This window comes from Psychrobacter sp. (assembly GCF_030454045.1).
Taxonomy (GTDB): domain Bacteria; phylum Pseudomonadota; class Gammaproteobacteria; order Pseudomonadales; family Moraxellaceae; genus Psychrobacter.
This window is the reverse complement of sequence record NZ_JAKDJE010000018.1, coordinates 1-24869: the sequence shown is the minus strand read 5'-3', so window position 1 is coordinate 24869 and position 24869 is coordinate 1. Positions and strand designations below refer to the sequence as shown.

Below are 24869 nucleotides of genomic sequence, written 5' to 3'. Positions count from 1 at the left end.
ATGCTCTTGACTAAGTTGAGTGAGGCTTTTTTGCGCAGTGCCGCTTATGAGCGGCGTTTTTTAGCCAAAAACCCTTGGGATTTGAGCATGGTGCTGTGGATACCTCTGTTGACAGTACTTTTGATTTGGTGGATATTTTCACAAACGCAGATTACTGACTTGCCTATTGGTGTGATTGATCAGGATAACAGCCCTGTCGCCAATACGGCAGTACGCTATTTGGAAGCCAGCCCTACGCTGACGGTCAAACAACTTTATTATTCACAAGCGGATGCAGAAGCTGCCATCTTACAACGTGATATTTACGCGGTTGTCATCATCCCTGAGGATTTTTCGCGCAATATTTTGTCTAACAAACCGTCCCCATTGATCCTACAAGTAAACGCACAGTATGGTACACACTCTGGCATTATTCAAACAGCGGTTCAAACCGTTGCAAGTACTTTGTCTGCAGGTGTGGAGATCAAGCGCTTGGTAAAGCAAGGCGTAGCGTCATCACAAGTCATGACGGCTTACTCGCCTATCAGCATTCAGCGCATTAGTTTATTTAATGCTGCAACCAACTATCAACAGTTTTTGGCCTCAACGGTCATCCCTGCCCTGCTACACATATTGGCGATGGTCGTTGGTGCCACCACCATTGGTCGAGAGCTGCGTGATAAAAACATTGGCCGCTGGTATCGCTTTATTAGCATAAAAGATATTACCCTAACAGACTCTGCCAAATCCCCTCGTACGATTAGCCTATCCGTCTTATTGTTTGGTCTCTTGGGCAAATATTTTTGGCCAATATTGGCTTATAGCTCGTGGTCGGCTCTCACACTCTGGTTTGTCACTGCCAATCAATCCATCAGCTTAATGTCGCTCCTCACGGTCTATATCGGTCTTTTATGTCTCATGATCTTATCATTTTGGCTTGGGGCCATCTTTACCTTGAACACCTTCTCGCTACGTATGGGGCTGTCGACGACAGGCTTTATCTCAGCCCCGTCTTATGCTTTTGCTGGTGTAACTTTCCCTTATATTGCGATTAGCGACAGCGCACAGTATTGGTCAAATGCCTTGCCCTTAACCCACTACCTCAAGCTACACATTGCTCAATTGCAAATGCAAGCGCCTATTGCTATCTCTGTGCCTATTGTCTACGGTCTGGCGCTTGCCACTATCATCGCCATGCTACTGACAGCCCTATTGACCAAACGCGCATTGGCGCATCCTGAACGCTGGGGAGCACGCTGATGTCATCACCTTTAAATACCAAGCAAAACAACGCTAAAGCCACCACTTCTTTAACTGCGCAGACTTTTTGGGCAAGCTTCTCTCAAACTATAAAAGATGTCTTTGGGGATAAAGGCGTGCTTTTGATGTTGATCATTGCGCCTATTATTTATGGCTTTTTCTATCCGTGGCCCTATTCAACTGAAGTGGTCAACCATGTGCCCGTGGGTATTGTCGATTATGACAATAGTAATCTGTCGCGTACGCTTGTTCGCTATACCAGTGCTAGCCCATACTTAGATACTGAGCGCTTTGTCAGTGAGCAGGCTGCCAAAGAAGCAATATGGTCAGATCAGATCGCAGGCTATATGGTCATTCCAAGTGGGATTGAAGAGCAAGTACTATCAGGACAACAAGCGTATGTCAGTGTTTTGGGTAATGGCAGCTATTTTATTTTGAATAAAAATGTCCAATTGGGCTTCTCTAAAGCAGTTGGTACGGTATCTGCAGGCATCAAAGTAAAGAAAAGTGTTGCTAAAGGCGCTTATGCACCTACCGCAGCACAGAGCACTCAAGCGGTGCCATTACAGATTGTGCCGCTTTATAACCAGACAGAGGGCTACGGTGCTTATGTTGTACCCGCGGTCTCTGTTATTATTTTGCAACAAACGCTATTGATGGCGACCGCCATGCTGATTGGTACATGGTATGAGCAGCGCCGTCATGCTGCGAGTATACGCGGTTGGCTCGGACGTATCGGAGCGCTGAGTTCACTAAGTTTTGTTATTGGGTGTTTTTACTATGGCTGGGCTTTTGAGCTGCATCATTATCCACGTGGGCAAAATATGCTCGGAACGCTATTGTTTTTAGCACTGTTTTGTCCGACCGTTGCAACCCTTGGCTGCGTGCTCGGGCTATGGTTCGGGCAGCGTGAGCGCAGTATGCAGATATTAATCTTTATCTCCCTGCCCATATTTTTCTTGAGCGGCTATCCGTGGCCAGCAGACCAGTTGCCCCAAGTTTTGCAAGTAATCCGCTGGATTGTGCCAACAACCCCTGCGATCAACACCTCTGTACAGCTAAACCAAATGGGCGCTAGTATCTCACAAGTGGCGGTTGGATTTTATGCGCTCGCTGGCTTGTGGCTATTTTATCTTATTCTACTGCTCCTCTTACGCCAGCGTATACCGCAAAGATTCCCCGCTTATCATTCCCCCAAATAATGATGCTTGTGAACTGAACAAAAAAGCGCCCGCTCGTATGAGCAGGCGCTTTTATATATGACACTATACCTTGAGTGGCGTTTAAAAATTAGAAAACTCGGTTCAAGCCGTTAAGCGCAGCCACCCGATATGCCTCTGCCATCGTTGGATAGTTAAAGGTCGTATTGACAAAATACTCAAGCGTATTATTGCTCTTACACTTCATCACCGCTTGACCAATATGAATAATCTCTGAAGCGTGGTTGCCGTAGCAATGAATGCCTAAAATCTCCAACGTATCACGATGGAACAATATCTTTAATACGCCCGAGCGTTCACCAATGATTTGGGCACGTGCCAGATGTTTGAAGAACGCTTGACCCACTTCATACGGAACTTTCTCATCCGTTAGCTCCTGCTCTGTTTTACCAATACAAGAGATTTCAGGAATGGTATAGATACCAGTTGGAACACTAGATACTGGCTCGGCATCACTATCACCGACCATAAAGGCAGCAGCACAGCGACCTTGATCATAGGCAGCAGAGGCTAATGATGGCCAACCGATGACATCACCAGCAGCATAAATATTGTCGACGTCCGTACAGTAAGTATCATCTACTTTTAACTGACCACGGCTATTTGCTTTTAGCCCAATGGCTTCTAAGTTTAAGCCTTCTGTGTTACCTGAGCGACCATTTGACCATAGAATGGCATCTGATTTGATTCTTTTACCGCTTTTTAAATGTAGAACCACATAGTCGTCATGAGTCTCGAGATGATCAATCTCTTCATTGCTGCGGATCAGAACACCAAATTGTCTAAAGTCATGCGCGATGGCATCGCTGATTTCGCTATCCAAATAGTTCAGTAGCTGATCTTGGTTATTAATAAGATCAACCTTATAACCAAGTCCTGTAAAAATAGAGGCATACTCACAGCCAATCACGCCAGCACCATAGATGATGATTTTTTTGACCACATAATCCATTTGCAAGATTTTATCAGAATCAAAAACGCGCGGATGGTTAAAGTCTAAAATTTCAGGGCGATAAGGACGACTACCAACCGTTACGATGGCTTTATTAAAGGTAATGGTTTCAAAGACATTGTCATCGGTTTCAACACGCAAAGTATGAGCATCAATAAAACTTGCCCAACCTTGAATTACTTCAATGCGATTGCGTTCATAGAATCGGGTGTGCGTACTAACCTGATTGCGAATGACTTTTCGAGCATTGGCAAGCACTCTATTTAGCGGTACTTGCTTATATTCCATCGCTTTGGTAAACATTGGATCACGGCGGAAGTTAATCAAGTTAAATACTGATTGGCGCAATGCTTTACTAGGAATAGTACCCACATGAGTAGAGTTACCACCGACCTGATCTCGCGGATCAACCACCACCACTCTTTTGCCAGATTTTGTCAGCTTCATGGCAGCGGCTTCACCAGCAGGACCTGCCCCTAAAACAACCGCATCATACTCATACTCATGATCGTCGCTTTTTAGACGACGAGAATCTTTCGTATAACCAGATTTGATATCAATACGAGTGTCATCAAGCGGGTTGATGAGATCAGGGTGATGCATGATATCTTCAGTGACCTGCTCATGAGTCTGCTCGATTTTTTCTTCTTTGTTTTTGCCTTCAGTGTGTTCGGGATTAGGTGAGCGGCCATTGGATTTATTTGATACTTCCGTATGGATGTCCTCGCCAGTATCATTGGTGGCGTCGCTTATATTCTTACTTGCCATTATGTCCTCTTTATATATTTATTGATCAGATATTTAGAATGTGAGTGAATCAGTGGACTGATACAAGCTCATAGTACTAAGGCATATTGACCATACGCTGTGACAATATGGTCTGCAACGTCCAGCGTCCAGTGGCGCTTTTTTTTGCCTCATCAACCTGTGGACGGGCGCTGATTACATACTCTGTGCCAAGGCTTGGCGTAAAGTCATCAATCCAATCGTAAGGAATTTGGAACACGCTGCCATCTTTGGACTTAGCAAGCAAACACTGCATCGGCAGACTTGAGGCACAAGCAACACGATTTGGCATAATGGTTAGCGTCTGTGCTTCTGCCAATACAATACTTGGAATATAACGTGGCTCAGGCACCGGCTCGCGAGCAAAAGGCGATGTCTGGCAAGCGCTAAGTAGCGTTGCTGTACTGAGTAAACCTGCCAATAATAACGATGACCTATTAGAGCGATAAAATGAAATCATAACATTCTCTATATGATAATTATATGGTGTGAAGTGAGGTGTTCGTGATTGTGTAAAATGAGTAAACCATCACCCAATACGGCGCTTGAGACCTGTCATCTGTAATATACGCGTGGCGATTTCTTCAACAGACATCTCGGATACATCCAAGCTTGGGATACCATGCGTGATATAAATGCCCTGAATCGCACGCTGTTCTTGCTGGCATTGCTGATAACTTGAGTAACGACTGCCCGCACGGCGCTCTTGACGTATTTTTACCAATCGATCGGTATCAATGAGCAAACCAAACAGCTTATCTTTGTGCTCACGTAGCGCTTTTGGCAATTGATTGTCGTATAAGTCATCTTCGGTCAACGGATAGTTGGCAGCGCGAATACCGAATTGTAATGCTAAATACAAAGAAGTCGGTGTCTTACCTGAGCGTGACACACCAATCAAAATAATATCTGCCGCATTATAATGACGTGTGCGCGCCCCATCATCGTTATCCAAGGCAAAATGTACCGCATCAATACGCTCTTTATAGGTTTCAGAATCAACGTCGTCATGCGCATGGCCCGAGTGACCATCTGGCTCAACGCCTGTTTCTTCTGCGACGCGGCCAATCAAACCTTCATACATATCTAAATTACAACTATCTGCAGAATTGATTTTTTCACGAATCTCAGCATTGACAATCGTGTCAAATACCAGCGGCAACGATCCATCTCGTTGATACGCCATGTTGATTTGTTCAACCGCATCCTCAGCACGCTCAAGACTGTCCACGTAGGGCAAGACACGCGTCTCAAAAGGCACAGAAGCAAATTGACTCAAAATAGCACGCCCAAGTGTCTCAGCCGTGATCGCTGTTCCATCTGAGATAAAAAATGCCGTTCTAATGGCTTGTGAGCTATCCAAGTTCAGCGCATGACGATTTTGAATAGTGGACTTAGCGGATTCAGATGGATTGCTTGAGTACATAACATTGACACCTTAGTTGGAAACTCAGTAATGGTCTTCATGTAGCGTTCAGTAATGGGTTGGTGATAACTACCGCCTCTTGCCGGCCAAGCACACATTTTATGCTTGGCACAAAGGTCGATGACCACCTTTATATGACGTATCTATTGAGCGATCTACACCACCTATCTATGCGCTACATTATACGCATATTAGCGCCTGAATAGAAATCAATGTTACAGGTGTACACTTACAAATCCACTCTACTCTGCGCGTCTCTGCCGCCGTCACTGTCTATCAGCAAGCGCTTTTTATAACCACCTGTCACATATAAGGCATAAAGCGCACAAGTCATTTGTTGGCAAGCATTTCAAGCGCATCTATTTATAGATGGAGTGGCTTCTTTTGTCACCTATTATTCTGCTCGCTCTTGATATTTTTTTATCTTGCTGCAGGTAAGATAGCGAGAAACTGGCCTTACTCTGTGTAGCAAATCCTACAATTTGTGTATTTTTAACAAGTTTTTTGGTCAAACCCCTCGAAATCCTCTTAATATGGCGGTATAATTCACCGTTATAATCCTTACTAAATAACCTTATTTTCTGGAGTTATCATGGCAGCGCAATCTACAGCACTTGTAATCAATCTTGATCAGCTAGGAAAAGACGACATTGAAATGGTTGGCGGCAAGAACGCCTCACTAGGCGAGATGATCAGTCATCTTTCTGATTTGGGTGTCAGTGTTCCAGGCGGCTTTGCCACCACATCAAACGCATTCAATCGCTTTTTGACAGAAACAGGCTTATTAGAAAAAATCAACAACGAGCTAAACACATTGGATGTCAATGATGTTAATAAGCTTGCGGCGACTGGTAAAAAGATCCGTACTTGGATTATTGAGCAAGAATTGCCAAGCGATCTTGAGCAAGAAGTACGTCAAGCGTTCGAAACCATGAGTGGTGGCGAAGACATCGCAGTTGCGGTACGCTCTTCTGCCACCGCTGAAGATTTGCCAGATGCTTCATTTGCTGGCCAACAAGAAACCTTCTTGAACATTCGCGGTATTGATAACATCCTAATTGCCATTAAAGAAGTGTTTGCCTCTTTATATAACGATCGTGCGATCTCTTACCGTGTACACAAAGGTTTTGAGCACGAAGGCGTTGCATTGTCCGCTGCCGTACAGCGTATGGTGCGCTCAGAGACTGGTGCGGCTGGTGTTATGTTCACGCTTGATACCGAAAGCGGCTTTGATCAAGTGGTCTTCATTACCTCAAGCTATGGTCTTGGCGAAATGGTTGTACAAGGCGCGGTCAACCCAGACGAATTTTATATCTCAAAGAAATTGCTCGCTAATGGTAAGCCGTCAGTGATTCGCCGTAACCTAGGCAGCAAGCACAAGAAAATGGTTTATGGTGATGAAGGCAGTACCGCAAAATCAGTAAAAACCGTTGATGTTGAAAAACAAGATCGCATGCAGTTCTCTTTGACTACCGAAGAGCTGATCTCACTTGCCAAGCAAGCAGTAACCATTGAGCAGCATTATGGTCATGCAATGGATATCGAATGGGCAAAAGACGGCGATAGCGGTGAGATCTTTATCGTTCAAGCACGTCCTGAGACTGTTAAGAGCCGCCAAGACAGCAATGTCATGGAGCGTTATGTTATCGACACGACTGGCGCAAAAGTATTGTGTGAAGGTCGTTCAATCGGCCAGCGTATCGGTTCAGGTAAAGTACGTATCGTTAGCAACTTAAACGAGATGGACAAAGTAGAAGAAGGCGACATACTTGTATCAGATATGACTGATCCAGATTGGGAGCCCGTCATGAAGCGCGCGTCTGCCATTATCACCAACCGTGGTGGTCGTACCTGTCACGCGGCTATCATTGCTCGTGAGCTTGGCGTGCCAGCTATCGTTGGTTGTGGTAACGCCACTGAGCTATTGGTCGACGGTCAAGACGTGACTGCATCTTGTGCTGAAGGCGATACAGGCTTTATCTACGAAGGTCAGATCGACTTTGAAGTACAAACCAACTCGGTTGAGTCTATGCCAGAGCTTGCATTCAAAGTCATGATGAACGTTGGTAACCCAGATCGCGCCTTCTCATTCACCCAAATGCCAAACGAAGGTATCGGCCTTGCGCGTTTAGAGTTCATCATCAACCGTATGATCGGTGTGCATCCAAAAGCGCTGCTAAACATGAATAGCTTGCCACGTGAGATCGCACAGGCCATCCAAGAGCGTATCGCAGGCTATGCCTCACCAGTTGACTTCTATGTGGACAAATTGGTCGAAGGTATCTCAACCCTAGCCGTTGCCTTTATGGATCAGCCAGTTATCGTTCGTATGTCAGATTTCAAATCAAACGAATATGCTAACTTGCTTGGTGGTAAGCTATATGAGCCATCAGAAGAAAACCCCATGCTTGGTTTCCGCGGTGCTAGCCGTTACGTCTCTGACAACTTCCGTGACTGTTTTGAGCTTGAGTGTAGAGCCCTAAAGCGCGTACGTGATGAGATGGGCTTGACCAACATCGAGATCATGATTCCATTCGTTCGCACGACTGACGAAGCTGCCCAAGTGATCGAGTTGCTTGAGAAAAACGGTCTAAAACGTGGTGAGAACGGGCTGCGTGTCATCATGATGTGCGAGCTTCCAACCAACGCGTTACTCGCAGAAGAGTTCTTAGAGTACTTTGATGGCTTCTCAATTGGTTCTAACGATTTGACTCAGTTGACGCTCGGTCTTGATCGTGACTCAGGTATCGTCTCACACCTATTTGATGAGCGTGATCCTGCTGTGAAGAAACTGTTAAAGATGGCCATTGATGCCTGCCGTAAGCAAAACAAATACGTTGGTATTTGTGGTCAGGGTCCATCAGACCATCCAGATCTAGCGTTCTGGTTAATGGAACAAGGTATCAGCTCAGTATCACTAAACCCTGATTCTGTTCTAGATACTTGGTTCTTCCTAGCTGGCGAAGAAAAGTAGACCGTTACGTTTAGTCGCAGCGGTAACTCACACAGTCATTAAAGATACGACTATTAGGGTCTATTTGATTTTTTCAAATAGACCCTAATATAATGTCTTAAGACATGACTAACTATGCAGGCAACTATGCAGATTTTCCTTGCTCGAAATAACGTACAAGCTGGTCCATACAATTTGGAGCAGCTTAATATTATGCTGGCATCAGGCGAAGTATTGCTTGATGATTTAATCTGGCATGAAGGCTTAGATCAGTGGCAGCGCCTCGGTAATGTGACCAATAACCAGACAGTTTATCGGCCGACTCATTCAGGCAGTCCTGAAACTAATGACTCCATCATTAATAACGTCACCGTCTTCCCTGAAGATACGAATTTTACTACTAAAGACGACAAGTCAGTATCGCTAGATAGATTGTATGGCAAGCCTGAGCGTTCAAAGAATGTCAAAGCAGACATGACAACCAACCGTCATCAAACACCGCACAACAATGTGTCATTAAACAAAACTGCTCTCAAAAAGACGGTCGCAGATAATGATAAAGTCATTGGTGATGTGGTACTTGCGCCGATTATGTCACGCGTATTGGCAACGGCTATTGATTGGCTGCTATTGATAATGGCATTCTTACCATTAATGTTGGCTATGAGAAACTTAGGCGACATACCTACAAGCTTTCAAAGTATAGATGCAGCACTTCAATACTCGGCAACTTTATCAGAACGCATTCCGAAAGCGACACAGCTAATGTCGAATGTCATGGTATTCGGTCTTATCGCTTTGCAATTACTCTTTATTATCTTACGAGGTCAGTCTTTAGGTAAAATAATTACGGGGATTCGTGTTGTAGATCAGACTCATCATCGCCTGCCTTCTTTTCTCAGATTAGTTATAATACGTACTTTCTTACTATCACTAATTTACGTCCCTTTATGTACTACATGGCCGATACTATTACTACCTTTAACCATCCATTATTACATGGCATCAAAAAACCCTAAAAATATTGGCTGGCATGACAAACTGGCTAAAACATTAGTCGTCAAAGCAGACAGTAGCCAACTGGTCAAAAAATCGAAGTCTGAATAATATTTTATTCACCACATTGTTTCAGATAAAAACGCTGCGCAAGATCGCAGCATTTTTATTGAGCAACGCTTATTTTCCACCTTTTTATATCTTATTGGCAGCCGCTTGGTGATTACCCTTTGTGTTAATCGCCAAGTGCTGCTATAATACGGCGCTTTATAAACTAAGCTTATTTTTCATTATATTTTGAGAATTTGGGTTTACCTTATAAATCTCCTTGCTATTAACATAGGGTTAATAGCTACTAATCCGTAAGGAGTCATAATGCGACATTACGAACTGGTGTTACTTGTACACCCAGACCAAAGCGACCAAGTGGTTGGCATGGTTGAGCGCTACATCAAGTTAGTTCAAGACAACAACGGTGTTATCCATCGTCTAGAAGATTGGGGCCGTCGTCAATTGGCATATCCAATCAACAAGATTCACAAAGCTCACTACGTTCTTTTCAACATTGAAACTGACGGCGAGACTTTGGCAGAACTTGAAGAATTATTCCGTTATAACGACGCGATCATTCGTAGTCTAGTTATGCGCCGTGACGAAGCTGTCACTGAAGAGTCGCAGTTAGCCAAGAATGCCGATGAAAAACGCGCACGCAAAGCAACTACTCGTCGTCCAGACAATCGTGAAAACGATAATGGCGACAACGACAACAGTGAAGACTAATTAAAGGAGAATACTCATGGCACGTTTCTATCGCCGTCGCAAATTCTGCCGTTTCACTGCTGAAGGCATCACTCACATCGATTATAAAGATGTTGAATTGCTAAAACAGTACATTAGTGATAATGGTAAAATCGTACCAAGCCGTATTACTGGTACGTCTACAAAATATCAGCGTCAACTAGCGACTGCTATCAAGCAAGCTCGTTATTTATCGCTACTTCCATACACTGATAACCATCAAGGTTAACCGCTAACTAGGAATGACTCATGCAAATTATTTTGTTACAGCGTATCGTCAACCTTGGTAAACTCGGTGAAACTGTCGATGTAAAACCAGGTTACGGACGTAACTTTCTTATCCCTCAGGGCAAAGCGCTACCTGCGACCAAAGCTAACATTGAAAAGTTCGAAGCACGTCGTGCTGAGCTTGAAGCTGAAGAAGCAAAAGAAATCGCTACTGCTCAAGAGCGTGCTGATGCACTAACTGACGTTAATGTTATCATGCGTGCTAAATCAGGTGACGAAGGCAAGCTATTTGGCTCTATCGGTACTCGCGATATCGCTGAAGCATTGACTAACTCAGGTCTAGAAGTTGACCGTGCTGAAATCAAGCTGCCTGAAGGCACGCTACGTCAAGTTGGCGAATACAATGTTGATATTCAGCTACACCATGACGTGACTGCTAGCATCTTAGTGACCATTCTTTCTGAAGATGGTAACAATGAAGATGTAGCTGACGAAGAAGAAGCTGAAGAAGATTATTCTGAAGAGTAATCTTCTAAATAATTAGATTCAGTCTAAAAAAAGCCAGCAACCTTTTGTTGCTGGCTTTTTTTATGGGAATTTTATATATGGGCAGATTAATATCTCTCGTCGTTTTAGCTAACATAGACTTACTTGGTTGGCTCTTGTTCTAAATGTAGCAAGGCTGTGTAATTTAGTCAAAATCTGACCACAGTATCAGTTGCCAACACGATATCTTGCAGTAACCATTTGCAACAACTCACTTAAAAATGCTATACCAACCAACAAGATACTATCTATATAATTGTATTCATCATAACGAGTAGAAAGGTTTTTCTATTCTTATACTATTCATTGATAGAGTACTTTAATATGACCAACACTGATGAAATAAACACCGACGACAAGTTACTTTGTATCAAGGGCAACGACTTTTATTCAGAGGGAGAGATTTATACGGTAGGTAGAATCGTTAACGATAAATACTTCCAAATACTCACCAGCGGCGATGGTGATCACTAGTATGCGACACTAGATGATGAAGGTATTTATGTAAGCTTTGATTCTATGACAGCCACCAACAATAAAGCTTTTTTTGATAAAATCGCTTAACCTCATTGCTTGTAGAACCATCTCATCATAAAATTATAATATCGATGGAATCAGCAATGTCTTCAAGGACTGCTCACTATCATGATCAGTCCTTTTTGGTTAAAAAGGTCGTTCCAAGCAATTTTATAAGCCACTCTTAGCGTCTGAAAGACGTCCTCATTACTGGCAGATTTTTATATCATCATTCAATAAACAGCCTCTCTTTGCCAAAGGTGTTTCCTAATAGCGCCTATTTACTATAAAATATGCCCCTTCAAAATTTCGTACTGTTATTGATGGTTATAGTGAGTTTAAAATAGCTCATTTGCACATAAAGCGCGCGCAAGTGTTTATGTCGGCTGAGTGAATCTGACATTGTATATGGCTTATACAAGATTGACTGTATCTGCATCGATAACCCATTAAGATATAAACCATATTGAGACAGTGATGATTGTATTTTGGCTTGTGCTGACCATTCTTTTTATTATTTTCGCAACCGCAAAACTCAAGTGGCATCCTTTTTTGGTGTTGATTTTGTCTGCTTTTTTGGTTGCCCTTTTTTACCAAGTACCGCTCAACACTGTTGCAAAGACAATCTCTGACGGATTTGGTGGGATTCTAGGCTACATCGGTCTTGTGATTGTGTTTGGTACGATTATTGGCTTAATCCTTGAAAAAACAGGGGCTGCTATTGTGATGGCAGAGTCAGTCATCAATGTATTGGGGCCGCGCTTTCCTACCTTGACCATGTCTATCGTTGGTGCAGTGGTTTCAGTGCCTGTATTTTGTGATTCTGGCTACATTATCTTAAACTCTTTAAAAGAGTCTTTAGCAGAACGTCTGCACGTCTCTAGTGTGTCGATGAGCATTGCCTTAGCTACTGGCCTATACGCCACTCATACCTTCGTACCGCCAACTCCAGGTCCAATCGCGGCGGCAGGTAATTTAGGACTAGAGTCAAACTTAGGCTTGGTTATCATGGTCGGTGTGGTTGTCACGGCTGTTGCCGTATTGGCCGGTTGGTGGTGGTCGAATCGCTTTCTTAATGCCACGCCAGACAATATCAATGCCACAGATGCTCAAGCAGCGACCCTACCTGAAGGCATAAAAACACGCGATGACTACAGCAAACTGCCTTCAGCAACAATGGCTTTTTTACCGATTATTGTGCCTATCATATTAATTTGTCTGTCTTCGGTTGCCAATTTCCCAAGTGCGCCGTTCGGTAGTGGCATGCTGGCAGAGGTTTTGATATTCATCGGTAATCCACTGACTGCATTGTTGATTGGTTTGTTTTTATCGTTTTTATTGATTGATTCAGAGCAAAAAACGCAGCAAATCAGTGACAGTATCTCACAAGGCTTGGTAGTGGCCGCCCCTATCCTACTGATTACTGGTGCTGGCGGCGCATTTGGTGCCATGCTAAAAGTCACACCAATTGGCGATTATCTAGGTTCAACGTTATCGGCCTTGGGTTTAGGTATCTTTATGCCATTTATCGTCTCTGCTGCGCTAAAAACAGCACAAGGCTCAACCACGGTGGCATTGGTCACAACCTCTGCAATGGTTGCCCCACTATTGAACCAAATTGGCTTGGACAGTGAACTTGGCCGTGTATTCTGCGTGATGGCAATTGGTGCCGGTGCCATGACGATCTCTCACGCCAATGACAGCTTCTTTTGGATCGTGAGTCAGTTTAGTCGCATGAGCGTGGCACAAGCGTACAAAGCGCACTCAATGGCCACTGGTATTCAAGGGGTGACTAGCATCGTATTCATCTGGCTGTTAACCCTAGTATTTATCTAAGGCGCTAGCATTTATCCAAAAAGATATAAAGAGACATTCATGAAAATTTTGATCGCCCCTGACTCGTTTAAAGAAAGCCTAGAAGCACTCGATGTTTGCCACGCCATTCAATCTGGTTTTAGCCAAGTGTTTCTAGATGCTGATTACAAATTATTGCCGATGGCGGATGGCGGTGAAGGCACCTCAGCGGTATTGTCTTATGTCTTGGGTGGGCGCTGGAAAGAAGTCAGAGTGCATGATCCATTGATGAGACCAATCATCGCCAAGTATTTGTTATTGCCCAATGCGACGGCGGTTATTGAAGTTGCCCAAGCCTGCGGGTTGCACCTACTAACAGCCGATGAGCGTAATCCTATCGTTGCTAGCACTTATGGCGTTGGTGAGCTGATCGAAGATGCGTTAGCAGAAGGTGCTAAGCGTATTGTCATTGGTCTGGGCGGTAGCGCAACCAATGATGCAGGTCTTGGTATGCTAATGGCCCTCGGGATCACCTTTCATGATATCAATGACAGTCTGCTCACTCATGGCGGCGGTGCCCTCGCCAGCCTGCACAAACTCGATAATACTAACTTTCACGCAAAGATATCAGACACAGTATTTGAGGTTGCTTGTGATGTGACCAATCCGCTCTGTGGTCTGCTTGGGGCCAGCGCCGTGTTTGGCCCGCAAAAAGGTGCTTGTCCAGAACAAGTCAATACTTTGGATAAAGCGCTCAGTCACTTTGCAACTGTCTGCGGCAATCATGGTTACGAAGACTGTCAGCATGTTGAAGGCGCAGGCGCGGCAGGCGGTCTTGGCTATGCGATGATGACGTTCTTTGACGCTCAGCTAAAGTCAGGCTTTGATACGGTTGCCGAAGTGGCTCACCTGTCACAGCATATCGCAGAGGCTGATCTTGTCATCACAGGTGAAGGCAAGCTCGATGCACAAACCGCCATGGGTAAGGTCGCTGGTGGTATCAGTCAAATTGCTCAGGCCAGCCGTACCCCAGTCATCGCTATCTGCGGCAGTGTTGACGGACTAAAACCTGCTCAGACCAGTCAGTTCAATGTTGTGATGCCAAGTATCCAAAAAATAGACACGATCGATAACGTATTAGGCTCCGCTTACAACAACATTGAGACGACTGCGGTGAATATCGCCGCGAGTATCAAACTTGGACAACACTTAAAATAGTCGTGCTCTAACAGCCATATATTTATCATATCTGCTCATAATCACGGCACAGCTACCACACCCTCAATAGCTGTGCCGTGTGCTTTTATTCTCAAAACCCCTATAACCACTTTTTAATTTCATCAATGACTGTCAGCATTCTATTGGCGGGCGCCTGTTGTCGTCTGACTGCCAGATATAGCGTCTCACTAACGGCAACTGGTAAATGATGACTATTAATCAGCTCAGGCTTTGGATAAGCAGCCACCGCATGTGCTGGCAAGACCGTAAAGCCTATTCCTCTGCTGACTGGCTCTAAAATTAGACCAATCTGATTAGAGAAGCCTTTTTTCTCAAAATCGTTAATATGTTCAAATTGCTCATAATTGGCAGTCAGTAGCATGCTGGCATGATGCGCCCCATCTGGATGATCGATAAATCCAAGCTCGGCAAGCTGCTCCCAACTTGGCGCTGCTGTTGCCGCAGGGGTTACGAGTACCAATGCTTCTTGAGCCATAGGCGTGCAACTGACGGTGACATCATCTGAGATATCCGTCATAAAACCAATATCGATCTCGTGATTTGCCAATGCCTGCTCAATATCAGCATTGGGGGCAAAGCGATAATCAATCACTAGCTTTGGATGCTGTTGCTGTAAGGTCAAAAGCTGCGGATATAGCTTGAGTCCCACACTACCCGGTGACATCAACCGTACTAGCCCTTCGTTAGGCGGATCTTCACCGATGCGCTGCTCCAAATTAGATAGACGCTGTAATATCTCGTCTGCCTCCCTATAGAGCTGCTCACCTGCATTGGTCAATGAGAACTGCTTTCCTTGTCGAATTAACAAGTCCGTATCCAGCTTCTCCTCTAGCTTACGTATGTGTTGGCTCACACCAGACTGCGTCATATATAGACGTTCAGCGGTACGAGTAAAATGCCCAACTTCGGCAAGCGTACAAAAAGTTCGTAGCCATGTGACATTAATCATTACTTTTTATACTTATTTTTATAATATTTGATAATTTTACATAATGACAATGCGTTTGTATACTGGCCTCACGTTAAACAAGAGTACAGCAAACAGGAGCACAAGCTATGAACAATGTTTATCCACGAAGCTTTTCGCACATCGGTCTTTCAGTCCCTGACTTAGATGCCGCCGTAAAATTTTATACTGACGTGATGGGTTGGTACACCATCATGGAGCCTACTGAGATTGTTGAAGATGACAGCCCGATTGGTGAGATGTGTACTGAAGTATTCGGTGCTGGTTGGGGCCGCTTTCGGATCGCTCACCTCTCCACTGGTGACCGTATCGGTGTTGAGATTTTTGAATTTAAAAATCAGGAAAACCCTGAAAATAACTTTGAATACTGGAAAACAGGTATTTTTCACTTCTGCGTCCAAGATCCAAACGTTGAAGCGCTGGCTGAGCGTATGGTTGCCGCAGGTGGCAAAAAACGTATGGAAAAACCACGCTACTACTACCCTGGCGAAAAGCCATATCGCATGATCTATATGGAAGACCCGTTCGGCAACATCGTCGAGATTTATAGCCACAGCTACGAGCTTATCTATAGTGAAGGCGCATACTAGGTTCAGTATAAATACAGCTTAGTATGAATTTAGCTTATATTTAACTGAAAAACCAATAGCGTACTCCTCACCTGAGTGCGCTATTTTTTTATGCGCTTTCTATGTGCTCCATCTATTGTATAGAATATGAGCCATGCTACTATTTAGTCAGCTATATATAAAACTATAAACCAACCCATTATCAAGGATGATAAATGACTCAATTAGGCACCACTCTAGATAGAGATGACCTTCTGTATGTTTTATAAGCAGCTGGATATGAGTGTCGAAGACGCTTATGACTATGCCAGTGAGGTCATGACGGGTAATATGATGGCAGACGATGTGGGTAAAGGGATTGATGCTTTTATTGAGAAACGCCAAGCGGTATGGAAAGAATGCTAATTCCTATAATAATCATTGTATTGCTTCGCTGACGTTATACGGCGCGTGCTTGGATTAAAAAGCTAGCATATTCCTTTTCAATAATCGAGTTGGCTTATTGCTACGCATAGAAAAGGCCATGATATCGCTATCATGGCCTTTTTCATTTATGTTTGATACAAGTACTACGAGCCGCTTATTACTCAGCAGCGATGGCAATCATCTCAACCAATAGCTCAGGACGTGCCAATGCTGATTCGCCGCAAGCGCGCGCTGGTGGCTGTATGCCTTCAAACCACTGGTCATAGACTTCATTCATAGCAGCAAAATCCGCCATGTCTTTGATCCAAACGGTGACTGATAGTAGCTTTGATTTGTCGCTGCCCACTTCTTCTAATAGCGTTTGGATTTTTTCCAAACACGTCAACGTTTGTGCTTTGATATCGTCTTCTACATTACCGACCTGACCACACAAATAGATCGTCTGGTTATGGATTACGGTTTTGCTCATGCGCTGATTGCTATGTAGCTTCTTAATCATGTCTATACCTTTTTATTAATTTGAATCTGTGTTTAGTCAGTCAAGTCGCGCTTAGTTAGAAAAACGCTGAGCGCTAAATGGCGCTAAATCGACCAATGCTGGCTTATTATGAATCATCTCTTCAACCAGACGGCCTGTCATTGGTCCCAAAGTGAAGCCTTGATGGCTGTGACCAAATGCGAACCAGAGCTTGTCATGCTTATCAGCAGGACCGATGACGGGCTTCATGTCAGGCATACAAGGACGCGATCCTGCCCATGCTTCACTCTCAACCGCATCTTCTAATGGCAAAATTTTTCTTGCAAGCTTCAATACCGTTTGTAATTGACCAAAATTCTTTGGCGCATTCATGGTAGTCATCTCAGCGCCCGTAGTGATACGGATACCCTGCTGCATTGGCCCCATGACAAACCCTTTATCCATATCAAACATACTGTGATGGATTGTATTCTTGTCTGTCACTTTGAAATGCTGATGATAGCCACGCATTGGGAACAATGGCAGATTGTAACCAAGTGGTCTGATCAAATCATTTGACCAAGGGCCTGCTGCGATGACCAATTTATCACTATAATAGGTATCTTTGTCAGTGATGATTTTCCAGCCATCCGCCTCTTTGACGATTTCTTTGACATCGTTTTCTTTGATCGTACCTTGCATGTCTTGGAAGTTTTTTGCATAGGCTTTTACCAGCGAGCTTGGGTTTGATACCTGCCATGAATTCAACCAATGAATAGCACCAACGAAACCGTCAAAATTGGCGCGAGGCTCCATTGCTTTTAGTTGTTCAAGGTTCAATACATTGTGCTCAACCCCTTGATTACGTGCATCAATGGCGGATGCTTGCGCTTCTTTGAAAGTCTCTTCTGAGCGATGCAATTGTAGCCAACCATCACGAGTAATGAGCTCATCAGCACCAGAGGCGCTAATCATGGTTTGGTGCTCACTGGTACAATGCTCAATCAAGGTCTGCCACTCAGATTCGATTTTTTTGACTGACGCAGGCGTTGAGTATTTCCAGTACTGTAGCAGCGCTTGGTGATAACGCAGAATAGCTGGAATACGATAACGAATATCAGTACCTTGGTTAGGTAATACTCGGATCATCTCTGTCAGCTGACGAGGAAAAGGATGCGTATGAATCGCTTCGCGCTGAATCAAACCGGCATTACCATATGAGGTCTCTGACCCTGGCAATTTCTTGTCTAAGAGTAATACGTTTGAGTTATTTTTTTGTAGATGCCACGCGATTGACGTGCCAACCATACCTGCACCGATAACGATCACTTCGTAGCGCATAACCTATCCTTTTCTTAGGGTGTTAATACAGAGTATCAAATATAAAGGTCTAACAGAATTAGGTGGTCATAGTAACGCATTGTGCTCAATATTAAACCCTTATCTGAAAAATATTTTTGCTATTAAATACTTTTGGCTATACCTTTATTTGTAGGTCATTTTCAAAAGGAATAGTTGGCGTATCAAGCCATTATTGGACTACCAAAATCCGCAAAATACACACTAAAACCTAGTATGATAGATACCATCAATATCCTCAAAAAATCACCACCATATTGGGTCATCATTTTTCTTGATAGGCGATTTTACCGTCTCTACTGTTACCTCGTCAGCCGATAGCTCCGCAATAAAGCGTGAGGCCATATCAAAGTATCCAGAGTAACTAGAGAAGTAATTCGGCGCGGTCAGATACAGCTGCGTTTTTGCACGACTACAGGCCACATAGAACAGCTTACGCTCTTCTTCTAATGCTTCAAAGCCATCTAATGAACGATGATGCGGCGTGATGCCATCGACCAACGAGTTAACGAACACCACTGGCCATTCAAGCCCCTTAGCACTATGAATGGTTGAGATCGTGACTTTATCATTACTTTGTCCATCGTCAGCGCTTCCCATGACAGCAACCGAGTCATTGGGCGGATCGAGCGCAAGATTTTCTAAAAAGCTATCGAGGCTCGTGTGCTCTGTCGCTAAATTTTTTAGCACCCGAAAGTCCTCGCTACGCTCACGCCAGTTGTCTTCTATCAACTTTAACACAGGGATATAAGGTGGTGTGTTAAAAAGTATGCTGATTAAAATTTGAACAATTTTTGAAGCCTTGAAAGCCCTATAGAATCAGATAACTTAGCATAGATCTTTTATTGACTTTTATCGCCAGCATACTTTTTAGAACACCACCGGATATAAAACTCAAGAATATGCTCAATGGCTGCCTCAACCGTTTCTGCTTGCTGGGCCTTGGTAAGCGTGTGATATAGAGGCTTTAGCTGATCGCTTTTTTTGGCAAACGATGCTGCCAGTAGCGACTCAAACGCATTATTGTCAGCGGTGATGGCTTGGGTTAAGCGCGTCGCCGTGACTGCGCCTACCCCTTTAAACAAAGTTAAAATACGATGCCAAGCAATCGTATCGTTCGGGTTATAGAGAACTTTGACAAAAGCCAACACGTCTTTGATATGGCGTCTTTCAATAAACTTGATACCGCCCACCACGATGAAGGGAATATTGCGCGCCATAAATTCTAGCTGTACATAATTGGACTGAAAAGACGTGCGGCACAATACCGCAAAGTCGTTATAATCATACTCAGGCTTGAGCGCGACTATCTTATCAATGATATAACTCGCTTCTTTTGTCTCATCGCTGAGTCGTCGAAATATTGGCTTGTCGCCTGCTATTGGCGCATCAGAATACAGCTGCTTTTGATAGCCTAGCGTGATTTGCGCTGACAACGCGTTGATATAGTTTAGTACCGAAGGTGTACTGCGATAATTTTGCTCAAGCTTGATAAGTTTGGCATTGGGATACGTCTCACCAAATAGCAAAATATTTTCGTAATTAGCACCGCGAAAGGCATAGATGCTTTGATTGTCATCGCCAACGACCATTAGTGACACCGAATCAGGCTCACATATTAAGTCAATTAGCTGCTTTTGCGGAATATTGGTGTCTTGATATTCATCAACCATGACATAACGATACGTGTTTTGAAGTCGCTGCCTAAAGGTCTCATTGGTTTTTAGATGACGTACCACTTGACTGATAATGTCGTCAAAATCGTATAAGTGATTGGCGCGCTTATACTCATGAAAATCAATTGCTAATTGCTCGATGATAGGAATATGTACGGCGATATCAGGATAGCTACTTTCTATTAGGTCGCGAATAGGAATGCGTCTGTTTCTAGAGGTTGAAATGATATTTTGCAATGTTTTTTTGCGCGGAAAGGCTTGGGTTTTGGTTTGGGTAGGATACTTTTTTTCTTTATGTACCAAGTCGATAGCATCCTCACTATCGCCAGTATCTAAAATCGTAAATCGTGGATTGATACCGAGCAGACCAGAGTATTGGCGCAGCAGCATATTGCAAAATGAGTGAAAGGTGCCACTGGTGATACTGTTTAATGCTTTATCTGTTGGTAGCTTATCTTCAGCCAATGCGTCATCAGATAGCTCTTGATTTGAAAGACTACTTGCCAGCAAAGATTTAGCGCGATCTTTGATTTCATTTGCCGCTTTACGAGTAAAGGTTAATAGCAAAATCTCTTTGGGCGACACGCCATTTTCTAGTAAATAGCTGGTGCGATAGGTCAAGGTTTTGGTTTTACCCGATCCTGCACCCGCAATCACCAACACTTTACCTTCGCTAGTGGTGGCAGCCATGAGCTGATCGGGATTGAGCTCACTGGCATAGTCGACCTTCAATCCCAAATGACTATCCAACCTTTGCGTCAACAGCTTCGTATTTGCTTGAACATTAGCATCGATGAGGTTTGTTTCGAGCTTTTTGATGGCCTGCTCAAGTCGAGCAAGTTTGGGCTTCATCTCAAGGAAGTTTTGTGGATATTTATAGCGGCGTGTATCAAAAATCGAAGTTGTCATTATCGGATATTGCCTTACATTGTGTTTTGGAGCGAGCTGATTGTTTGAAAAAAATTATTCCAATCAGCAAATTGTACTGACTGCTTGTGAGCTAATGCCACTATTTATCTATGATAACGTACTATAGCAAAAAATACTGAATACCAAATCGAATACAACTTATCTAAATAAGGAAAGACCAATCGTATTCATTTTTCAGCGTTTAACCTATCTGAGCCTTAGTAGAAAAACACCCAACAACGCTGAATAAAAACCTTAGCATATAAAGTAACAACCTCACCCCTATTCCCGTAAATTTGCTACAATGTGCCCAATTTTAATTGTCTATTTGACTGATACTGTAAGTGGGCTGAGTTTATACAAGCGTAGGTTTGGACGACTTGTATGACCAGTCTGATAGTCACTCAGTACCAACTATTTTATTAATACATTGAGAGAATGTTATGGGTTTTAATTGCGGCATCGTCGGCCTACCAAACGTGGGTAAATCCACCTTGTTTAATGCGTTGACCAAAGCGGGTATCGCCGCTGAAAACTTTCCGTTTTGTACCAAAGATCCCAACACCGGTATCGTACCAGTACCAGATCCACGCCTAAAGAAATTGGCTGATATCGTTAATCCTGAGCGCGTATTGCCAACGACGATGGAGTTTGTAGACATCGCAGGTTTGGTGGCAGGCGCGTCAAAAGGCGAAGGCATGGGCAACCAGTTCCTCGCCAACATCCGCGAAACTGATGCGATTGCCCACGTCGTTCGCTGTTTTGATGATGACAATGTGGTACACGTCGATGGTCGCGTCAGCCCAATCGATGATATCGAAACCATCAATACTGAGTTGGCATTGGCAGATTTAGAAGCGGTTGAACGCGCGATACTGAACTTGACCAAAAAAGCCAAAGGCGGTGACAAAGACGCTAGCGCCATGCTGGATGTGTTCAAAAAGATTGGGCCATTATTAGCAGAAGGTAAAGCGGCGCGCGCGGCCAATCTAGACGCTGATGAGAAAAAACTCATCCGTAGCTACGGCCTCATCACCCTAAAGCCAACCATGTATATCGCCAACGTCTCTGAAGATGGTTTTGAAAACAACCCCTATCTCGACGCTGTTCGTGACTATGCCACGGGGGAAGAGTCTATCGTCATTCCTCTATGCAACCAAATCGAAGCTGAAATTGCCCAGCTTGATGAAGAAGACAAAAAAGACTTTTTGGCTGAAATGGACATGGAAGAGGCTGGTCTTGATCAAGTGATTCGCGGTGGCTATGACTTACTTGATATGCAGACTTACTTCACCGCTGGTGTCAAAGAAGTCCGTGCATGGACAGTCGCAGTTGGCGCGACGGCACCGCAAGCCGCTGGCGTGATTCATACTGACTTTGAGCGTGGTTTTATCCGTGCTGAAGTGATCGCTTATGATGATTTCATCGAATACAACGGTGAAAAAGGCGCCGCTGCCGCTGGTAAGTCACGCCTAGAAGGCAAAACCTATATCGTTCAAGATGGCGATGTCATGCACTTTAGATTTAACGTGTAGCTTTAGCTAGTCAATACTGTCTGATAGCTAATCAGCCGATGTTGGATATTTTCCAGCATCGGCTTTATTTTATTATCCTTTTGTTATATTATAACATATCTTTATTTTACTTATTTGAGGGCTTATACTTTGACTGACTTTTTCTCTTTTTCCAAATTTGCAAGTGCTGCTATAGTAGGCAGTGTTATGACAGTTTCATTGTTAGGATGTCAGCCAAAAACAGACGGTGAGCCAGCAGCATCTGAAGATGTGACAACCGTAGACAATCATGCAGAGCACGATGAACATGCCCATGAGGGGCATGATTACGAAGCCCATGATGATATGGAACACGATCATGAAGGACATGACCATGAAAGTCATAATGACATGGACGTTCACGAAGGACATGATCATGAGGGTCACGACCATTCTGAGCACGCTAGCAACAGCACACCATTCTCTTGTGAGCCTACTGCTACTATCGGCGTCTACTATCATACCGATACCACACCGCAGACCGCGCACCTACTTATTGACGGTATCGAATACGATTTGACAGCTGCCTCTGGTAGCGACGCCCTTACTGACAAAACCATATACACAAGTGATATTGGATTAGATGACACTCATGGCATTATATGGCAAGTGGATGGTGACAACGCAACCTTGCTAAACAAAACACTAAATAGTGATGTGCCTATCGACGAGGAAGAGGTAATTTTTGATTGTCATAAATCTTAATTGCCATGGCGCTTAGTGGCTGTACCAACGGCTCTATTTTGTTATGCTAGAGGCTCCCTTGGTTTCGGATGTTCCAATATGCTAAGTACCCCAACCTCTTTGTCGTCTTCTACTGCGCAATGGTCTCATCTTCTCAACCCACAGCGTCTTGGCGCTGCCAAAAAATACGGCGCTAATACAAGTACTCGCTCACAGTTTCACAAAGACTATGACAGACTGGTATTCTCTCACTCGTTTAGGCAGTTGAATCAAAAAACCCAAGTTCATCCATTGACCAATCAGCTGGGTATCCATACTCGCCTGACCCATTCGCTTGAGGTCTCCTCTATTGGACGCTCTTTAGGGATGATGACCGCAGAAAAGCTCCATGATAAGCTAGGCAATGGTTTACTAGCAGGAGTCTCGCCATCTGATATTGGCGTAATTGTACAAGCAGCCTGCCTCGCTCACGATATTGGTAATCCGCCGTTTGGTCATGCTGGAGAGTACGCCATTCGTGACTGGTTTCGGCAGTCTAACCCTCAAGCGATACTACAAAAATTAAACCCCAATGAGCGCTTGGACTTGCTAGTTTATGAAGGCAATGCACAAGGATTTCGGTTATTGGTACGTAACGAGCATCATCCTGATAAAGGCGGAATGCGTCTTACCTGCGCAACGCTAGGCGCTTTTATGAAATATCCTTGGCTTGCCACTCACAGCAATGATGCAGATGACAACGCCCATAATGTACAGAAATTCGGCTGCTTTTATAGCGAGACCTCTCAGTTAGAGGAGCTGGCAGCATGTTTGCATTTGCCGCGCTCAACACATCACGATGGCTTTGCACGCCATCCGTTGGCGTACCTGTTAGAAGCTGCAGATGATATCTGCTATGCGCTGATAGATTTAGAAGATGGTATTAATCTGAATATGCTAACCTATAGTGAGGTGGCTACGATTTTTTATGAGCTGATTGGCGAGCGTCCTGATAGCGTCAGCCTGCCTGTGCATATGTCAGTCAGGCAGAGTCTGGCCTCTTTGCGATCACGCGCTATGATGCGCTTGGTCAATACGATCACCGATGCTTTTGTGGCCAATAGTGAAGACTTGCTGGCAGGTACACTCCAAGGCAGCTTGTTTGCCCATTGCAACACCAGTGTGCAAAACGGTATCTTGCAGGCCAAGCAATTGGCCCGCGAAAAAATATTTAATCATCCAAACAAGGTAAGAATGGAGCTAATGGCCAATCAATGCTTGCATCGTCTAATGGATGCTTTTGTACCACTGGCTTGGACGGGGACTGAGACGAGTGAGGCTACGTCATCATCTATGTCGTTTGAGCAACAGAGTCTGTTAAGATTACTACAGCCACACTTAGATGAGCATCGCCGCGCATTATCAGACAATGTTTATCACAATATATTGAATATTTTAGATTTTATAACAGGCATGAATGACCACGAAGCCTATCGACTAGCGCAAGAACTGCAGGGTCACTGGGGTACGGTGGTTTAAAAGATTAATTAGGGCGTGTTGAACATTCGACCATGGCACTGACAGCGACTATTTTTTA

Annotated in this window: 22 protein-coding genes; 14 read left to right on the top strand and 8 right to left on the bottom strand. The window is 44.1% G+C overall.

Annotated elements, in window-relative coordinates; translation table 11 throughout:
* Both L0G63_RS05275 and L0G63_RS05270 read left to right on the top strand, forming a co-directional pair.
* A complete protein-coding gene (locus L0G63_RS05275; protein ID WP_301449695.1) occupies positions 1–1239 on the top strand; it encodes an ABC transporter permease in 1239 nt (412 codons plus the stop codon).
* A complete protein-coding gene (locus L0G63_RS05270; RefSeq protein ID WP_301449694.1) occupies positions 1239–2441 on the top strand; it encodes an ABC transporter permease in 1203 nt (400 codons plus the stop codon). Before L0G63_RS05275 ends, L0G63_RS05270 begins: the two co-directional genes overlap by 1 nt.
* Positions 2442–2529: 88 nt before the next feature.
* Here L0G63_RS05270 and sthA read toward each other — a convergent pair whose 3' ends face one another.
* The 3 genes from sthA to L0G63_RS05255 form a co-directional block, all read right to left on the bottom strand.
* A complete protein-coding gene (gene sthA / locus L0G63_RS05265; protein ID WP_301449693.1) occupies positions 2530–4179 on the bottom strand; it encodes a Si-specific NAD(P)(+) transhydrogenase in 1650 nt (549 codons plus the stop codon).
* A 76-nt stretch (positions 4180–4255) separates the two neighbouring features.
* Complete coding sequence (locus L0G63_RS05260; RefSeq protein WP_301449692.1) at positions 4256–4657, bottom strand: DUF4377 domain-containing protein; 402 nt, start codon at positions 4655–4657, stop codon at positions 4256–4258.
* A gap of 69 nt (positions 4658–4726) precedes the next feature.
* On the bottom strand, positions 4727–5560 hold the full coding sequence (locus L0G63_RS05255) for a pyruvate, water dikinase regulatory protein (RefSeq protein ID WP_301449708.1): 834 nt from the start codon (positions 5558–5560) through the stop codon (positions 4727–4729).
* Positions 5561–6215: 655 nt separating this feature from the next.
* On the opposite strand from L0G63_RS05255, the gene ppsA reads away from it, so the two are divergent.
* The 7 genes from ppsA (at position 6216) to L0G63_RS05220 (ending at position 14672) form a co-directional block, all read left to right on the top strand.
* Positions 6216–8597, top strand: coding sequence for a phosphoenolpyruvate synthase (gene ppsA, locus L0G63_RS05250; protein ID WP_301449691.1), 2382 nt, complete (start codon positions 6216–6218; stop codon positions 8595–8597).
* 114 nt (positions 8598–8711) lie between these two features.
* On the top strand, positions 8712–9683 hold the full coding sequence (locus tag L0G63_RS05245; RefSeq protein WP_301449690.1) for an RDD family protein: 972 nt from the start codon (positions 8712–8714) through the stop codon (positions 9681–9683).
* A 264-nt stretch (positions 9684–9947) separates the two neighbouring features.
* Complete coding sequence (gene rpsF / locus L0G63_RS05240) at positions 9948–10352, top strand: 30S ribosomal protein S6 (protein ID WP_301449689.1); 405 nt, start codon at positions 9948–9950, stop codon at positions 10350–10352.
* Positions 10353–10368: 16 nt separating this feature from the next.
* Positions 10369–10599: a 30S ribosomal protein S18 gene (gene rpsR, locus L0G63_RS05235; RefSeq protein WP_010198808.1), complete on the top strand. Its 231-nt coding sequence runs from the start codon at positions 10369–10371 to the stop codon at positions 10597–10599.
* Between the two features lie 20 nt (positions 10600–10619).
* Positions 10620–11126, top strand: coding sequence for a 50S ribosomal protein L9 (rplI, locus tag L0G63_RS05230; RefSeq protein WP_301449688.1), 507 nt, complete (start codon positions 10620–10622; stop codon positions 11124–11126).
* Positions 11127–12137: 1011 nt separating this feature from the next.
* The gene (locus L0G63_RS05225) at positions 12138–13496 is read left to right on the top strand and encodes a GntP family permease (protein WP_301449687.1); all 1359 of its coding nucleotides are present in this window, start codon (positions 12138–12140) and stop codon (positions 13494–13496) included.
* A 39-nt stretch (positions 13497–13535) separates the two neighbouring features.
* Positions 13536–14672, top strand: a complete 1137-nt coding sequence (locus tag L0G63_RS05220; RefSeq protein ID WP_301449686.1) for a glycerate kinase — start codon at positions 13536–13538, stop codon at positions 14670–14672.
* 100 nt (positions 14673–14772) lie between these two features.
* Here L0G63_RS05220 and L0G63_RS05215 read toward each other — a convergent pair whose 3' ends face one another.
* On the bottom strand, positions 14773–15642 hold the full coding sequence (locus L0G63_RS05215; RefSeq protein ID WP_301449685.1) for a LysR family transcriptional regulator: 870 nt from the start codon (positions 15640–15642) through the stop codon (positions 14773–14775).
* A 107-nt stretch (positions 15643–15749) separates the two neighbouring features.
* Here L0G63_RS05215 and L0G63_RS05210 point away from each other — a divergent pair, with 107 nt between their 5' ends.
* Both L0G63_RS05210 and L0G63_RS05205 read left to right on the top strand, forming a co-directional pair.
* Complete coding sequence (locus tag L0G63_RS05210; RefSeq protein ID WP_301449684.1) at positions 15750–16250, top strand: lactoylglutathione lyase family protein; 501 nt, start codon at positions 15750–15752, stop codon at positions 16248–16250.
* Between the two features lie 258 nt (positions 16251–16508).
* Entirely contained in the window at positions 16509–16634 is a 126-nt protein-coding gene (locus tag L0G63_RS05205) for a hypothetical protein (RefSeq protein WP_301449683.1), read from the top strand.
* Positions 16635–16812: 178 nt separating this feature from the next.
* On the opposite strand, the gene L0G63_RS05200 is transcribed toward L0G63_RS05205, so the two are convergent.
* The 4 genes from L0G63_RS05200 to L0G63_RS05185 all read right to left on the bottom strand — a co-directional run bounded on the left by L0G63_RS05200 (position 16813) and on the right by L0G63_RS05185 (position 21056).
* Complete coding sequence (locus L0G63_RS05200; protein ID WP_367618354.1) at positions 16813–17151, bottom strand: RidA family protein; 339 nt, start codon at positions 17149–17151, stop codon at positions 16813–16815.
* Between the two features lie 54 nt (positions 17152–17205).
* Entirely contained in the window at positions 17206–18453 is a 1248-nt protein-coding gene (locus L0G63_RS05195; RefSeq protein ID WP_160020936.1) for an FAD-binding oxidoreductase, read from the bottom strand.
* A gap of 264 nt (positions 18454–18717) precedes the next feature.
* Complete coding sequence (locus L0G63_RS05190; protein WP_301449681.1) at positions 18718–19161, bottom strand: 3'-5' exonuclease; 444 nt, start codon at positions 19159–19161, stop codon at positions 18718–18720.
* A 152-nt stretch (positions 19162–19313) separates the two neighbouring features.
* On the bottom strand, positions 19314–21056 hold the full coding sequence (locus tag L0G63_RS05185) for an ATP-dependent helicase (protein ID WP_301449680.1): 1743 nt from the start codon (positions 21054–21056) through the stop codon (positions 19314–19316).
* A gap of 443 nt (positions 21057–21499) precedes the next feature.
* On the opposite strand from L0G63_RS05185, the gene ychF reads away from it, so the two are divergent.
* The 3 genes from ychF (at position 21500) to L0G63_RS05170 (ending at position 24811) form a co-directional block, all read left to right on the top strand.
* On the top strand, positions 21500–22591 hold the full coding sequence (ychF, locus tag L0G63_RS05180) for a redox-regulated ATPase YchF (protein WP_301449679.1): 1092 nt from the start codon (positions 21500–21502) through the stop codon (positions 22589–22591).
* A 186-nt stretch (positions 22592–22777) separates the two neighbouring features.
* On the top strand, positions 22778–23314 hold the full coding sequence (locus L0G63_RS05175; RefSeq protein ID WP_301449678.1) for a hypothetical protein: 537 nt from the start codon (positions 22778–22780) through the stop codon (positions 23312–23314).
* Positions 23315–23392: 78 nt separating this feature from the next.
* Complete coding sequence (locus tag L0G63_RS05170; protein ID WP_301449677.1) at positions 23393–24811, top strand: deoxyguanosinetriphosphate triphosphohydrolase; 1419 nt, start codon at positions 23393–23395, stop codon at positions 24809–24811.
* Positions 24812–24869 lie beyond the last annotated feature (58 nt).